This is a genomic window from Porphyromonas pogonae (assembly GCF_036320655.1).
GTDB classification, from domain to species: Bacteria; Bacteroidota; Bacteroidia; order Bacteroidales; family Porphyromonadaceae; genus Porphyromonas; species Porphyromonas pogonae.
The window spans coordinates 424,481-439,613 of the sequence record NZ_CP143258.1 but is presented as its reverse complement, the minus strand read 5'-3'; the positions used below and the strand labels follow the sequence as shown (position 1 = coordinate 439,613).

At 39.6% G+C, this 15,133-nt stretch carries 9 protein-coding genes; 8 read left to right on the top strand and 1 reads right to left on the bottom strand.

All coding sequences use genetic code 11. The features are described 5' to 3' along the window. Nucleotides 1-8: 8 nt before the first annotated feature. Entirely contained in the window at nucleotides 9-1,289 is a 1,281-nt protein-coding gene (locus VYJ22_RS01785; RefSeq protein WP_329904690.1) for an alkaline phosphatase family protein, read from the bottom strand. A gap of 604 nt (nucleotides 1,290-1,893) precedes the next feature. On the opposite strand from VYJ22_RS01785, the gene VYJ22_RS01780 reads away from it, so the two are divergent. The 8 genes from VYJ22_RS01780 to VYJ22_RS01745 all read left to right on the top strand — a co-directional run bounded on the left by VYJ22_RS01780 (nucleotide 1,894) and on the right by VYJ22_RS01745 (nucleotide 14,129). Further along, nucleotides 1,894-3,828, top strand: a complete 1,935-nt coding sequence (locus tag VYJ22_RS01780; RefSeq protein ID WP_329904689.1) for a S8 family serine peptidase — start codon at nucleotides 1,894-1,896, stop codon at nucleotides 3,826-3,828. Between the two features lie 344 nt (nucleotides 3,829-4,172). After that, complete coding sequence (locus VYJ22_RS01775; protein WP_329904688.1) at nucleotides 4,173-6,107, top strand: S8 family serine peptidase; 1,935 nt, start codon at nucleotides 4,173-4,175, stop codon at nucleotides 6,105-6,107. Nucleotides 6,108-6,399: 292 nt separating this feature from the next. Next, on the top strand, nucleotides 6,400-7,023 hold the full coding sequence (locus VYJ22_RS01770) for a hypothetical protein (RefSeq protein WP_329904687.1): 624 nt from the start codon (nucleotides 6,400-6,402) through the stop codon (nucleotides 7,021-7,023). Beyond that, the gene (locus VYJ22_RS01765) at nucleotides 7,023-7,310 is read left to right on the top strand and encodes a winged helix-turn-helix domain-containing protein (protein ID WP_329904686.1); all 288 of its coding nucleotides are present in this window, start codon (nucleotides 7,023-7,025) and stop codon (nucleotides 7,308-7,310) included. The genes VYJ22_RS01770 and VYJ22_RS01765 overlap by 1 nt, the downstream gene beginning before the upstream one ends. After that, on the top strand, nucleotides 7,307-9,487 hold the full coding sequence (locus VYJ22_RS01760) for a TonB-dependent receptor (protein ID WP_329904685.1): 2,181 nt from the start codon (nucleotides 7,307-7,309) through the stop codon (nucleotides 9,485-9,487). The genes VYJ22_RS01765 and VYJ22_RS01760 overlap by 4 nt, the downstream gene beginning before the upstream one ends. 19 nt (nucleotides 9,488-9,506) lie before the next feature. Beyond that, nucleotides 9,507-10,145, top strand: a complete 639-nt coding sequence (locus tag VYJ22_RS01755; RefSeq protein WP_329904683.1) for a hypothetical protein — start codon at nucleotides 9,507-9,509, stop codon at nucleotides 10,143-10,145. A 514-nt stretch (nucleotides 10,146-10,659) separates the two neighbouring features. Further along, complete coding sequence (locus VYJ22_RS01750) at nucleotides 10,660-11,493, top strand: GLPGLI family protein (protein ID WP_329904682.1); 834 nt, start codon at nucleotides 10,660-10,662, stop codon at nucleotides 11,491-11,493. 23 nt (nucleotides 11,494-11,516) lie between these two features. Next, entirely contained in the window at nucleotides 11,517-14,129 is a 2,613-nt protein-coding gene (locus VYJ22_RS01745; protein ID WP_329904681.1) for a peptidase associated/transthyretin-like domain-containing protein, read from the top strand. The last annotated feature ends 1,004 nt before the right edge of the window (nucleotides 14,130-15,133 follow it).

Here is a 15,133-nt window from a genome sequence, read left to right as displayed (position 1 = left end):
AAGTAAGTTTATTTTTGATGAGCGGGCACAATCAGTTTATTCACTTCTGATACATCGCCATCATTAGGAGCAGGGGTAATGTTGAGTAGTTTACAGATAATACCGTAAACATTAAGATTGAGCAAAGGTTGTGAGAGCTCCGAATCCGAGCGGAAGTGAGGCCCGTTTGCCATGAAGATAGCGTTCATCTCTGGAGCCTTATTGTCATATCCATGTGCACCACCCGTCTTGAAATTAGGATTTTTGGCAAAGTAAACCATAGTACCTATATTGGGGATAACGACAATGTCACCAATACGTGCATTGGTGCCATAATGAAGATATGTGGGCACATCTTTTTTCCAAAATACTCTCACGTGAGGCACCTTCTGTAATTTATTGTATAGATCCTGTGCCATATCTTTCTTGGGATACAGATGAGTAAATGCGCCGGTGGCGACATGATCGAACTGATCTCTATCGACATAATCGGCAAGATTCACGCTTTTGTCCGGAGTATAGGTAGCCATACCGTGATCCGACACAAGTAGGAAATCGATCTTGGACGCAATGGGCAGTTGATTCATCTTATACAGAAAAGCGCCCAATATACTATCAAGGTGTGATACCATAGCCAGCGTTACGGGGCTCTCGGGTGTTTGTTCGTGTCCTGTATGATCAGGCTCTTCTATATACCACATGATCAGGTGAGGTCTTTCCTTTTCAGGCAATTGCAACCAACTGATTACAGAGTCTGCCCTATTCATGTAAGGCACTTTGTCGTTGAATTTTTTCCAGCGATGGGGGTGATGTCCATTGATGGGAGTTTCAGATCCGACCCAGAAGAAACTTGCTGTATTGACTCCTTGTCTGCGAGCAGTATTCCAAGCAGGTTCTCCATTATAGAAAGCCGGGTTTTCCACAGCTTTTCTATCTCCTAAACGGTAATGTCCATGTTCCGGATCCCAAAACTCATTTGCAACGATACCATGATGATCAGGATGCAAGCCCGTAGCCATAGCGTAGTGATTGGGGAATGTAAGAGACGGAAAACAAGGTCTCAGTCTGCCGTAAGTACTATGTCTGGCCAAAGAATCCAGTGTGGGGGTCTGAGCTTTTTTCCAATAGTCGTAACGGAAGCCATCAAGAGACAATACTACAACATATCTGTCACCAAAAGGCTTGGCGCTTACATTGTCATGCATAGTTTTTGCCCCGGTACCGCATCCGGCGAGAGCAAAAGCCAGCACAATACTACAAAATCCCAAGGATAAGTGAAGTTTAGATCCTAATTTATAGATATATTTCATAGAGGACAATTGTTATGAATAGATTTTCTAAAATACAAAGTTAATAAATACTCTAAATTACTTCCTATTAGCATTAAATAGCCTTCATTGAATTGGAAAAAGCCTTAAGTAATACTATGGAGGTAAAGCCTTTGAATCTTTATTTTGAAAATGTGTTTTTCTGAGAATTATTCTTATTTTTGCAATATAACTGTGAGCCACTATTACCAAAGTCAATAGCCTGGTTTTCGGATGTATTTTTATTTATATTGTTATTTAGATGCATTTGTTTTTAATTCAAAGCCCTCTGTCTGATCTCTTATTTGCTGATTCGTTGCCTTTTTGTTAAACATCCTTTGTTAGTTGTTCCAGTATTCCTTCTTTAGGGAAAATGTGTCTTTTAGCCGGATGTGTGTTACACTTTATCTTTTTTGTTCTTATTTATTCTTAGAACTTGTTTTTGAAGATGGTATAGCAACTCTCTGTTTATATTTTATGTAAAGTTATTGTGTGGGCGCCTGTTTTTATTTAAGTCGCATCCACTTTTATTTATTTTCTAACGGGCTTATCTGATGTTGTATTTGCGTAAAATAGGACTTTGGATTATAGCCATAAAATTTTACCTATGAAAAAATATATTCTTTACTCATTATGTATTTCAGCCATGTTAAGCTCTTGTACATCCGAAAGGGAGTTTGACAATGTTACCTACAGTTCTTCCCCAAATAAGGTACAGCCGGCTATAAATCTTGTCGGTAACGGGATCCCGGGAGAAATGAATATCAAAGTGTCAGAGGAAGTGGCCAGGTCGCTTGAAGTATCTCAAACCGGTAAGACTTCTCTTAGAAGTTTCACTCCCGGTATTATGAGGGCAATGAGTTCTATTGGTACCACTGAAGCTGCCCGTGTATTCCCCGATGCCGGTAAGTACGAAGCCAGAAGTCGGGAAATGGGCTTGCATTTGTGGTACAATGTTAAGTTCGATGTTAAGCAAAACCTTGATAAAGCCCTTGACCTTATGTCTCAAAATTCTGACATTAGTATCGTCGAGAAAAGTTATGCTACATCCATCCCGGATCTTAGCGTTGATGACACACCTGTTGTTTTTCCCAAGAGTGAAAAGGAGTTGCCGTTTAACGATCCGGGCTTGATTTATCAATGGCACTATGACAATCAGGGTCTTTATCCCCGGAGTGTGAAAGGTGCAGATATCAACCTATATGAAGCATGGCGTTATACAACCGGCAAGCCTCAAGTCATCGTGTCGGTTGTGGATGGTGGTATTGATTACTCCCATGAAGATCTCAAAGATAATATGTATATCAATGAAGCTGAAAAAAACGGACTTCCTAATGTAGATGATGATAAGAACGGATATGTAGATGATATATATGGTTATAATTTTTATAATAACAAAGGCCAGATTGTCCCTGACTCAATGGGACATGGTACTCACGTCGCAGGTATTGTAGGGGCAAAAAATAATAATGGTATAGGAGTATGTGGCGTTGCCGGAGGTGATGGATCTCCTAACAGTGGAGTACGGCTTATGAGTTGTCAAACCTTTGTAAATATACTATGTTATACTCAAGATAATGCAAAGGCTATAAAATACGGAGCAGATAACGGTGCTTTGATTTCACAAAATTCATGGGCTTATCCTCATTCGGGACCTCAAGCTTTGCCTGCTTTAATAAAAGATGCCATAGATTATTTTATAAAATATGCGGGTTGTGACGAAAATGGAAATCAAAAATCTAATTCATTAATGAAGGGAGGGGTAGTCATTTTTGCTGTGGGAAATGAAAATCGTGAATATAATGTACATCCCGCTTCTTATCCCGAAGTAATATCAGTTTCCTCTATGGCTCCTAACTTTACAAGGGCATGGTATAGCAATTTGGGAAAATGGGTTTCGATTATGGCACCCGGAGGAGATTCTACCTTTACAACTCAAGGGAAAGTATACAGTACATTGCCCCCCTCTATAGGTAAAAAAGTTAAGTACGGTTATATGCAAGGAACTTCTATGGCTTGCCCCCATGTATCCGGTTTGGCTGCACTTATTATTTCCAAATACGGTAAGGCTGGATTTACATGTGATGATCTGAAGAAAAGATTATTGGCAAGCATCAAGCCTATTGATATCAATGAGCTAAACCCGCAATATACCAATAAACTGGGTTGTGGATATCTTGATGCAGGTAAAGCTTTTGTTTCAAATCTCAAATATGCTCTGGACGCTCCCGATTTTTTAAATCCCCTCGTTAGTGCTAATAAAATGAATCTGATATGGAACACTGTCGTAGATAAAGATGATACTACTGCGGACAAATACATTCTTTATATGAGTAAAGAACCTTTAAGCGTGGATAATTTTGAAACACAATACCTCAAAAAACATTCTATCGTAGCAGCGGGCTATAGTTCAGGACAGCGTATGGAATATACGGTATCTGATCTGGAACCCAATACTCGTTATTATTTTGCTATTCAGGCAGTGGATCGTTGGGGGCTTAGATCTTCTCCCAAAGTATTTAGTATTACTACTCATATTTAATGACTAAATAAAGTATGTATGCTAAGGGGGGCGAATGTGATCTCCCCCTGCATAATATTAACCTTGTGATATACTTCTCAATCATAATTGTCTATTTATAAAATATTCTTATGTAAGCTTTTTATACTTTTCAGTTGAGTACCGGACATATCTATTTTGTATTTGTAGGTGTTAACTCTATTCGTCAAAATAGATATGCTAATCTCTGTTATTTATACTTTAGTAAAGAAGGTCAATGCTTATGAGGTAGCATTTTCATTCTCTTTTATTTAATTATTAGAAGGCATGAATATCACATAATTAAGACTTGTGAATATGTGCTTTCTTTTGTAATCTTATTTTTTATGAATAAATATATTTTTTACAGCTTATGTATTGCTTCGGTATTGGGATCATGCTCTACCGAAAGGGATTTTGATAATGCTTCTACTAAAATATCAGGATTGGAAAACATCCAGAATATAGCTTCGAATGGTAATGGAATACCGGGAGAAATGAATATTAAAGTATCTGAAGATGTCGCAAAATCGTTAGAAGTATTAAAATCCGGAGAAGTTTCTTTGAGGAGTTTTTCCCCGGGCATACTCAGATCTATGAATTCTATCGGAGCTGTAGAAGCTCGTCGTATTTTCCCTGATGCCGGAGAATATGAAGAGAGAAGCCGAAAAGAGGGGCTACACTTGTGGTATACAGTAAAGTTCGATTCCAAGAAGAATCTTGATGAAGCTCTTCGCACTATGGCTGAGAATAAAGATATTTCTATTTTGGAAAAAGTCTATGCGACTTCTGTGCCCGACTCTAAGGTTCATTTTGCGACCCCACTTCCGAGAAGCACAGTTAGAATGCCATTTAATGATCCGGGGCTTATCTATCAATGGAACTACTTAAATCAGGGACTTTATGAAAGAAGTCATAAAGGCGCTGACATCAACCTTTTCGAAGCATGGGACTATACTGCTGGTAATTCCAATATCGTTGTCGCTATTGTAGATGGTGGCATTGACATCCATCATGAGGATTTGAGAGATAATATTTATATCAATCGGGCTGAATATGGAGGAAGACCAGGCGTTGATGATGATAAAAACGGATATATTGATGATGCTTTTGGTTATAATTTTTTAGATGATAATGGTCGTATTGTACCCGACATTTCAGGGCATGGTACACATGTTGCCGGTATTGTAGGAGCAAGAAATAACAATGGTATAGGAGTATGCGGTGTTGCCGGAGGAAATGGTTCCCGAGATAGTGGAGTAAAGCTCATGAGCTGCCAAATTATGAGAACGGGTAGGAATGAAAGTGTAAATTCAGCAGCAGCCGTGAAGTACGGAGCTGACAATGGTGCTCTCATTTCTCAGAACTCATGGACATATGGTTATCCGGGTCCTCATACCCTTCCTCAATCAATGAGAGATGCCATCGATTATTTTATCAAATATGCCGGATGTGACAAGGATGGCAATCAGAAATCTGATTCTCCGATGAAAGGCGGTATCGTTGTATTTGCTGCAGGAAATAATAATCAAGAATATGAAGCCCTTCCTTCATCTTACCGGAGTGTAATATCTGTTTCTGCTATGGCTCCTAATTTTAGTAAAGCTCATTATACAAATCGGGGGAATTGGGTTACTGTAATGGCTCCCGGAGGAGATCGTAATTTTGGAGAAAGAGGTATGATATACAGTACTTTGCCGGAATCTGTGGGTGCTCGTGTTAAGTATGGTTATATGCAAGGTACATCAATGGCTTGTCCTCAGGTTTCAGGGATAGCTGCTCTTATAATTTCTCACTTTGGAGGCTGGGGATTTACTTGTGATGATTTAAGACGGAAGTTATTGGGAAATCTAAGGCCTGTAAATGTCAATAAAGTCAATCCTGATTTTGCCAATAAATTAGGTGCCGGATATATTGATGCCGGCAAGGCTTTTGCAACAAATAGAAACATCAAACCCGATGCCGTGGGAGAAGTGATAGTGCTTAATAATGGCAGGGATGCTATATCCATTACGTGGAAAGCATGCGCCGACAAAGACGATGACATTGCTGCAAGATATTATGTATATGTAAGTAAAAACGAATTGACGCCCGGTAATTTTCAGCCTCAGGGCGTCAAGGATTTTGATGTTATTGGCTTGGGTTATAAACCGGGAGAAAGCGTTCAGCTTACCATCCCTAAGCTCGAAGCCAATACTAAGTATTATATCGCCATTCAGTCTGCCGATAGATGGAATCTGAAATCTCCGGTGAAGATTTTGAGTGCATCAACAACAGAGTAAAAGTAAAGCATTACTCTTGCTTTCGAATCAAAAGTGCTGACATGTGCACGTAGCGAATCTGTCAAAGATAAGGTCATGTGGCGCACAGCGAAAAGGTAGGTTATATAAAAAGAATATTTTATAAGTTGTGGGATTCCATTGCACCCACAATATTGGGGAGCTTTCTTTGATTGGAAAGCTCCCTTTCCTTTTATCATATAATTTATGTTAAAATATTTGGTTAATAAAATTAACTAATTAACTTTGCGTGAAAGTAGGATTGCTAAAATATTGAATAATAACAATTACAGCCATGGATAATAGAACTATCAGCAGACAAGAAAGCCTTGAAATTATTTCCAAAATGATCAGTCGTACACGCACTCGCGTTTCACGAGATACAGCCGTTACCTTCTTAATATGGGGTTACGCATCTATTATCACCACTTTCTTAGTTTGGATATCTTACACGCTTACGCATGATTTGCGTGCTTTTTATCTGTGGTATTTACTGCCACTCATTTGTTTTCCGCTCACCTATTGGAATTATTCCAAAAGAAAATCTCTCTCCGACGGTAAAGGCTATTCCAAGAACTATACTGACGAGCTTGTGGGATACATATGGCGTATCATCGGCATCACTATATTGGTGCTCAGCACATTCACTATATTTATCTCTTACCTCCCCATCCTGTTCTTAGTCGCCATGCTATTGGGTATAGCCACTTCGCTTACAGGCTACATCGTTCAGGCAAAGGAGCTCGAACTCTCGGGCATTGTCACACTCATAGCTTCTTCCGTGCTACTTTTCATGAAAGAGTGGAGTTTGCAGATGCTTTCTTTCTCATTACTTATCGGTATCATGATGATTGTACCGGGGCATATACTCAGGTATAAGTATAAAAGAATGTCCGAAGGCAAAGGAGGTGTTGCGTAGTGGAATCTTTAGACCCTATTATCCATTCCGAGCTCAGACTTGCCGTGATGTCACTTTTGATATCTCTGGAAGAAGCCGATTTTGTTTTCCTCAAAAACGAAACGGGAGTCAGTGCCGGCAATTTGAGCTTACAGCTCGACAAGCTTGCAGGTGCAGGCTATGTCAAGATCACAAAATCTTTCAAAGGCAAACGCCCATGTACCACCATCAAAATTACACGCAAGGGGATAGATGCTTTCGACCACTATGTAGAAGCTCTCAAATCATACATTAATCACAGATTATGAAATCCATTTTGATTCAATTATTGCTTACATGCACTACACTGACATCACTCGGAGCTACAGATCTCAAGATCAAAGGACGTGTATTTGACAAGGCCAACAAGCCCGTAGCTAAAGCCAACATTGCAGTGCGCGATGCTTATGATGGTGCTACATCCGACGCACAAGGACATTTTGATTTCACCACAGAAAGGGCAGATACCATCTACCTCATCGTATCGCATCCCGAATACGAAGCCGACACGCTCACTATAATACCTCATCTGAAGAAAGAGGTTTCACAGGATGTTTTGCTCAAACGCAAAGAAAGCATCATGCTACAAGAAGTTGTGGTGAGCGCATCTTCCCTCAGAACGGGTGCGGGAGACAAAGTAGCGCTCAATCAGATGGATGTTTATACCAATCCACTGGGTAATGCCGACCTGTCTATGGCCTTCAGATCTACTCCGGGGCTTCAACAAGTCGACAGTCGCGAGGGCTTCTTTATCCGTGGTGGCGAATCTCGTGAAGCTGTGGTAACTATTAATGGCATAGTGATCAAGAATTTCTTTTCCGACGGTATTGCCAGTTCACCCGGACGAGGTCGTTTCGAGACAGGTACATTCCAAGGCATGAGCCTGAGTACAGGGGGCTATAGCGTACGCAACGGTAATGCTTTGAGTGGCGCCCTGGAACTCAATCTCACAGACATCCCTGCCGAAAGCAATCTGTTTATCGGCTTGTCTCCTATTTTCGCCTCTCTGGGCGGAGGCAAGGTGTTTAAAGGTAAAAAGAGCTATCTTGAGGGAAGCATTACCTATGCCAATCCATCTATCTATATGCCCCTCTTTTTGAAAAAAGGTTGGCACTTCAAGGCTCCCGACAATAATGTCACTTCCGGGATAAAAGGAGTTTTCAATCTTACTCCTGATGACCGATTGGATTTATTGGCACAGATCAATGTCAATCGCATGGGCATGCTTCATGATTCGGAAGGGCTTTTCAAGGTCAAGTCCGATTACGCTGTAATCCTGTTGGCACACCGCCACGAACTATCCCCAAGTAGTTATCTCCGCTCGGGAGTAGGCATAAGCTACGATTACAGCAGCAGACTTTTTACACCCGCTTCTGCTCCCTTCACTCTCGACAGGGATCTTACCGACCGTTTTTTCACTGCCGGCACAGCTTTCTTTCATCGGTATCATTTACTCACCTTCGAGCACGGATTCAATATTCAATACACTTCGGCAAACTACACACAATCTCTTCAAACGGCATTCGATAATAGATACAAGGAAATCCAAAGTGCATTATATACTCAAGCCACATTGCCCCTATATCACAATATCACTCTTGAGGGCGGGCTGAGAGCAGAATACTCGAGTTACGTCAGTAAGGCATCCCTACTGCCACGTACAGCCCTCACCTTCCGACTTACGCCCAAGACAAAACTTACGGCGGACTGGGGGATGTATAGCCAGACAGCAGACTACCTCAAAAATCATGGTATAGTCAATCCTCACAAAGAGCAGAGCATGCAAACCAACATCACCATGGAGAGTAAGCCGGACAAAGGGAGACTGCTTCGTTTGCAGGCTTTTTACAAAGATTACAAGCATCTCGCACGCTTCTTCTCTCCTGTACAACCTGTTTTGACTGACGGGAAAGGATATGCCCGGGGCTTTGATCTATTTTGGCGTGACGGTAAGTCCATACCAGGCACAGAGTACTGGATCTCTTATTCTTTCATGGATACTCACCGGTTATTTGCAGATTATCCCATAAGCACCCAGCCCGATTTTGCAGCAAAACATACGGCCTCATTCGTTGCCAAGCGTTGGTTTTCATCCATACATTCCTTGGTCAACGTTGCACTAACTTATCACTCGGGGTTTCCTTATCGCAATCCCAATCTGCCACAAGAGCAATTTATGAGTGAGCGCACTCCGGGGATATTCTCTTTGAATCTCTCTTACAACTATCCATTCGAACGCAAATCACTCAAAGGGGTAGTAGTCCTCACGGTACAAAACATCTTCAACTCCAATCCCACTCTCGGGTATCACTACGGGGATACAAAAATAAACAATGAGTTTCCTCGTTTTACAATCAAATCACCTATAGGCACCAGCGTTTTCCTGGGATTTTTTATCAATCTGGGGGTCGACCGCAGAGATGAAATCATTAATTCTCATCTATAAATCTATAACAATAAATTTTATGAAACTCAGACATCTTATTTTTATCGGTCTACTGAGCCTTTGTGGCATATATGCCGCGGCACAAAATGACAAGTATCAACAGTCGATGAGGGAAGCTATCACCCAGTTCAAAGGACTTAAGAGCGCACAAGATCTAGCTGCTCTGAGCAATAAATTCGAACGCATCGGTAATGCAGAGAAAACCCAATGGCTTCCTTATTACTATGCAGCGTATAGCAACGCTATCATGGCTCTTAAGAAGCCCGCAGAGAGCGAAGCAGGGGTTAAACAGGCTCTCAAATGGCTGGACAAAGCTGAAGAATTGGGCGGTGACAAGAGTGAGACTTACTGCGTACGCAGCTACCTCTTCACAGCAACTATGCTGATGGATCCGGTAAATCGCTGGTCCACTGATGGCGTAAAAGCAATGGATTATCTGGACAAAGCCGTCAAGATCAACCCCTCTAACCCCAGACCATACCTTTTACAAGGACAAACATGGGCATATACCCCCAAAGATTTTGGTGGGGGCAAAGATGTAGCTTTGCCTTTGCTCAATAAGTCGCAAGAGCTATTCAAGACTTTCAAACCCGCCAGTGAGCTACACCCCAATTGGGGAGAAGACTTCTTGCAAGAAATTATCAAAACACTGGAATAAACTCATCAGTTTGCAAATACAACGACTCAATGCACGATAAGGGATCATATTCCTTATCGTGTTTTTGTTTCAGAAGGCTATGCTCATATTAATATTGTTTAAACAATATTTTATTAAAAGAAATACATATATTTGTTCTAAAGATATTTATCTAAGATGTACTTATTATTAACATAGAATCAGTTGATAATGAAAGCAAAGTACTTCTAACATTAACAGCTTTAGCAATTACAGCCGGTTTTTCTTGTGCCTCACAATGCACAACCTTTTTTGTGTGTGAAAAAAGAGTCATGAGTGTTGACCTGCAGTTTTTTGATACCTATGGAGAATGGGAAGATTACACAAGAGATCTTAATGAGATCAATCCATTGTGGAACCGGAAATATCAGCATTACTTCTGATAACCCCAAATGGAACTTATGTAATTCAGTAATTCTTTTAGTTTATTATGGAGCTAGGATACACACATAGGATAGAATCTTTGTGTATGCTAGTTCTTTTTATATATAATCATATGAATAAATTTTTTACAATTGTCCTACTTGTGTTCTCTCTATCAATGATAAGCAGTGCACAGAAAAAGATGATGTATCGTAGTGTAGAAAAGGTAGGAGAGGCTTCGTTATTGTGCTATTATATTTATTCTCATAGCGAGCAAGGTGTAAATGAGAGAGTATTGATGCTTCTTCAGACGGGGCATAATATCCAGAAATTTGGTAGCTATGCCAACTATCTCAGAGATTCTCTCGGATTGCATTTCAACAATCAACCTCAAGATACACGGCTCTTATCTTATGAGTCCTCAAAAATTCTCAGATTGCCCAGTTGTCAAAATGATGTAGACTGGACACTGTACATAAATTATCCGGAGAACAAGGAAACTATTACCGATAGAGTATTTTCGGACTCTTTTATCTCTAAAGAAGAAATCTTATTACCATCATGGAATTACTCCAATGAAACGAAGAAAATAGGCGCATACCTATGTTGTAAATCAACGACCCAATTGTACGGAAGGGATTGGGTAGTCTGGTATGCACCAAGCATAGAACGACCGGATGGTCCTTGGCTACTAAGAGGCTTGCCCGGGATAGTGGTGGAAGCCGAAGATAGTCGTGGAGAATTTAAGTTTGAGTTACATAAGATAGAGCGGAGAGAAACTCCAATTGTTTTTAATAAAAAACAATATTTTGAAGCCAATAGAAATATTGTCCTAAAGACAAAGCTCAAATATTATGACAATAGAGCGCAATATGTAAATGGGACTTCATTAGGCGGATCTAAAATGATAAATCTGCCAGCTACCCCAGCTCAATCATATAATCCTCTGAGAAGGATAGAAAAATGATCATTAAGGCTATAAAAGGGACATTGAAACAACTAATAACACTATTTTTACTTCTCTGTTGCTTTACTATTACCCAAGCACAGGAGGTAGTATACACAGTACAAGGAGTCGTATTAGACAGTAAATCTTTGAAACCTGTGCACAATGCCATCATTACTTTTCATCCTGTAGGCGACGACGATAACGCTTCTACTCAAGTTCTGGCATTCGTTACCAGTCGTCAGGATGGTACTTTTAGGGTAAGTTTGTCAAATCATAAAAAGCCGGTTTTATGTCGAGTACGGCTTATGGGATATCATGAGCAGAAGATATCTATTACACCATCGAATATCGGTGATAAGCTTACCATTCATTTGGAGGAAAAAAGTGAATTGCTCCCAGAGGTAGTCGTGGTAAGCAACTCTATAATATCTAAAGGAGATACTATTTCTTATAAAGCATCTGCTTTCATCAAACCTGACACCTATTCGGCAGAAGATCTGATAAAAAAATTACCGGGACTAACGGTAGATACCAGAGGATTTATCCACTACCTTGGAGAGCCTATTCAAGGTGTATATATTGAAGGCATGGATCTGGTGGCAGATAAATATCAAACCGCTACTCGTACGGTAAAGGCGGAGGATATTAAATCTATTGACGTGATGGAACGATTTCAACGAGTTAAACTCTTAAGAGGCCTTGAAGAAGGAGAAGGAGCCATGCTCAATATTAAATTGAAGAATACAGAGATGCTTAATCCGTCTGGTGATGTGGGTATTGAAGGGGGATTATTATCCAAGAAAATAGTTTCAGATGCAAAAGCCAATGCTCTGCTGATAAACTCTAAAGCTCAAATTCTAGGCTCTTTTAATATTGGAAATACCAATCAAATACCTATTCAAGATATGGCACAGGCTCAGAGTATACCTCATGTTTCTATCAGAAATATACTGCCTCAACGCCTGCCCGATGGCACACCTTCTCGTTTATCACGCTCTCAAAAACGTACGAGCGGGACTTTCAATCATTTAATGCGCCTCAGAGAAGAGACTACGCTAAAATATAACCTTGCTTATGAATATCAGATGCAACAGAAAAGCGGGGGGCAGAAGGCTAAGTTGTTTAATGGCTCTGACTTTGTTGAGTTTGAAGATAGATGGGATAATAAGAATAAAAATCATATAGCAGATCTGTCTATCGATTACACACAAAATAGCTCACACCAATATTTTCAAAACAACTTGCATCTTGAAGGTGATTTCCTGAATGAAAATAACGATCTTGACCGAAAAAATGTACCTATTCATGAATATGCAAAGATTGGAGAATTTCGTATTGCTGATAGCTTCAATTATATGAAAAAGAGCGATCAAAACCTGTTGAAAATAGGAGGGCTCATCAACTACAGAAAACTGCCACATGCTTCTATCGGTGTTCCTTCCGGTACTTACCTTTACCGTCAGATTCTCCGTGGACAAGAATTAATGGCTCAAACGGGATTTACTTATGGATGGGGAGTAGGCAATGCATATAATATATATGGAAATGTAAACATCGAGGGGCATTATCAAGATGGCAATATAGCATCTACAACTCACGATCTCATCAGTGAAGCCAACGGAGGTAAGCTACTTTGCACTACTGCACCCACACTTAGTTACACTTCTTTTACTCTCAAGTGGTCTTTATCAATTCCGCTGGAATTTCGCTGGGATAATTATTGCTATACTGATTTTGAAAAGCAAAAGAAGCATCATCGTAGCCTCGGGGTGTATCCCGGAATAAATGCTAATCTATCCTACAGACCCAATAGTTATTGGTATATAAACTTCTCTACAAGGTTCAAACACCAGCAAACGGGTAGCTTTACCGATTATCTAATCGGGTCATATCACACTACTTTCGAGAGTATTATCACAAGAAGAAATCTTCTTACACCACAGACATCAACTATAGGAAGTACACTCAATGTAGAATACAGAAGATCTATTCAAGCTTTTTTTGCAAGGTTGACTATTGCCGGAAAGAGAAGCTCCGGGAATAATATTATTAATTCTATTCTCCATGGAACCTCCAAGGAGGGTATAGTACTCAAAGGGCAAAAAATAGGATATGATGCCATAGGACAGCTCTATCTTTCTAAACAATTTAGGTCTATAAAGACTTTAGTCTCTCTTTTAGTAGATTACAACTATTTAAATCGCCCTTTAGTCATATCAAGTAAGCATAGTAACTTACATGTACATACCATGTCTGTAGGGACAGATATCAATAGTGCTCCGGCACATTGGTTAGAACTCAATGCTTCTATCCATTATTCGACTAATCAATATAAAAATACATACTCAACGAATCGTATGGACAACTGGCTTATAGGAAGCGGGATCATCTTGAATATGGGAGAACACCTTACAGCTAAGTTGTATAATGAAAGCCTTATTTCAAATTCCAATGAGGGTGCTTATCCTACAAAATCTATTTTTAATGGAAGTCTCAGCTACCGCCAAACCCGATATCAGATAGATTTGAAATGTGATAATTTGCTCAATGAGGAAGTTTCGTATATCAATAAAAACATAGAAGCAAACGAGTACTACGTATACAACCAACTTCGCCAAAGACAAATCTTATTGTGTTATACCCTGAAATTATAACTTACCAAAGCCTTTGCAAGCTTGTTTTGTGAGTATTCTATTGATAATTGACATAGGATATGTCCCTTATGATACATCTCAAATTATCATTCTTTCTATATAATACATAATATCGGAGCGTTGTGGGCATATTTGTGGCTTAGGCTATTGACAAAGGGGGGTGGCGTGTTGTATCTTTGTACGGTATCACGGTGACTCCCCTAATTTTATTTAAAGACCAGTTTATGAAATACAATAGTTTACTCGAAATCGATGTTACACATCCCTACCTGTACAGGGGCAAAGCATTGCTATTTTACATCGAAATACTACAGAGCATATGAGCTGCAAAAACTGACCTTAAAATATCATTTTGTCAGAATTAAGATTAAAGAGTAAAATATCATTTTGTCAAATTCACGGAAATCATAGTGAAATATCTATCATGTATCCGCATACAGATTTTAGCCCTCTGCATGCGGATTTTTTGTATTGTAACACTAAGCCCTCTTCTATTACTGCTAAAACACATTCGTATTTTAACTAAAAAGATTTCGTGTTATAACTAAAACGTTTCGGTGTCTTAACTAAAATGTTTCGGTGTTTTAGTTATAATACGAACATAGCTCAACTAAAACAGTAATATCGTCAAGTGAAATCAAAAATCAACCTCCCAAAAAAAGCAAAAACATCCCAATTAAGCCCCAACCGGAAAATCAAAAAGACACGTAAATGCAAAATAATACACCATTTTGATTGATAATAATCCAAGCAACCTTGCATTTAGAAAAAGCCTCTTCAGGATAAATAAAGGCTATCGTCTCGCATACTCACACAAAGATAGAGAAAGAATACAGTGGAAGGTCTTATTCAATATTGAAGTAAAAAAGATACATTTCGAATTTAAGAGAGGTAATACTATTAGGGCAACCGCATCAAATTTAGGCCGATAAGGCAATTTATTGATAATCAAACCCTATTGTTCGGGCAAAGCCCTCGAAACGACGGCATGCGAAAACATACTA

Excerpts from the sequence above, each read along its gene's own strand:
- VYJ22_RS01785 (WP_329904690.1), bottom strand. The coding sequence starts at position 1,289 with ATGAAATATATCTATAAATTAGGATCTAAACTTCACTTATCCTTGGGA.
- VYJ22_RS01780 (WP_329904689.1), top strand. The coding sequence starts at position 1,894 with ATGAAAAAATATATTCTTTACTCATTATGTATTTCAGCCATGTTAAGC.
- VYJ22_RS01775 (WP_329904688.1), top strand. The coding sequence starts at position 4,173 with ATGAATAAATATATTTTTTACAGCTTATGTATTGCTTCGGTATTGGGA.
- VYJ22_RS01770 (WP_329904687.1), top strand. The coding sequence starts at position 6,400 with ATGGATAATAGAACTATCAGCAGACAAGAAAGCCTTGAAATTATTTCC.
- VYJ22_RS01760 (WP_329904685.1), top strand. The coding sequence starts at position 7,307 with ATGAAATCCATTTTGATTCAATTATTGCTTACATGCACTACACTGACA.
- VYJ22_RS01755 (WP_329904683.1), top strand. The coding sequence starts at position 9,507 with ATGAAACTCAGACATCTTATTTTTATCGGTCTACTGAGCCTTTGTGGC.
- VYJ22_RS01750 (WP_329904682.1), top strand. The coding sequence starts at position 10,660 with ATGAATAAATTTTTTACAATTGTCCTACTTGTGTTCTCTCTATCAATG.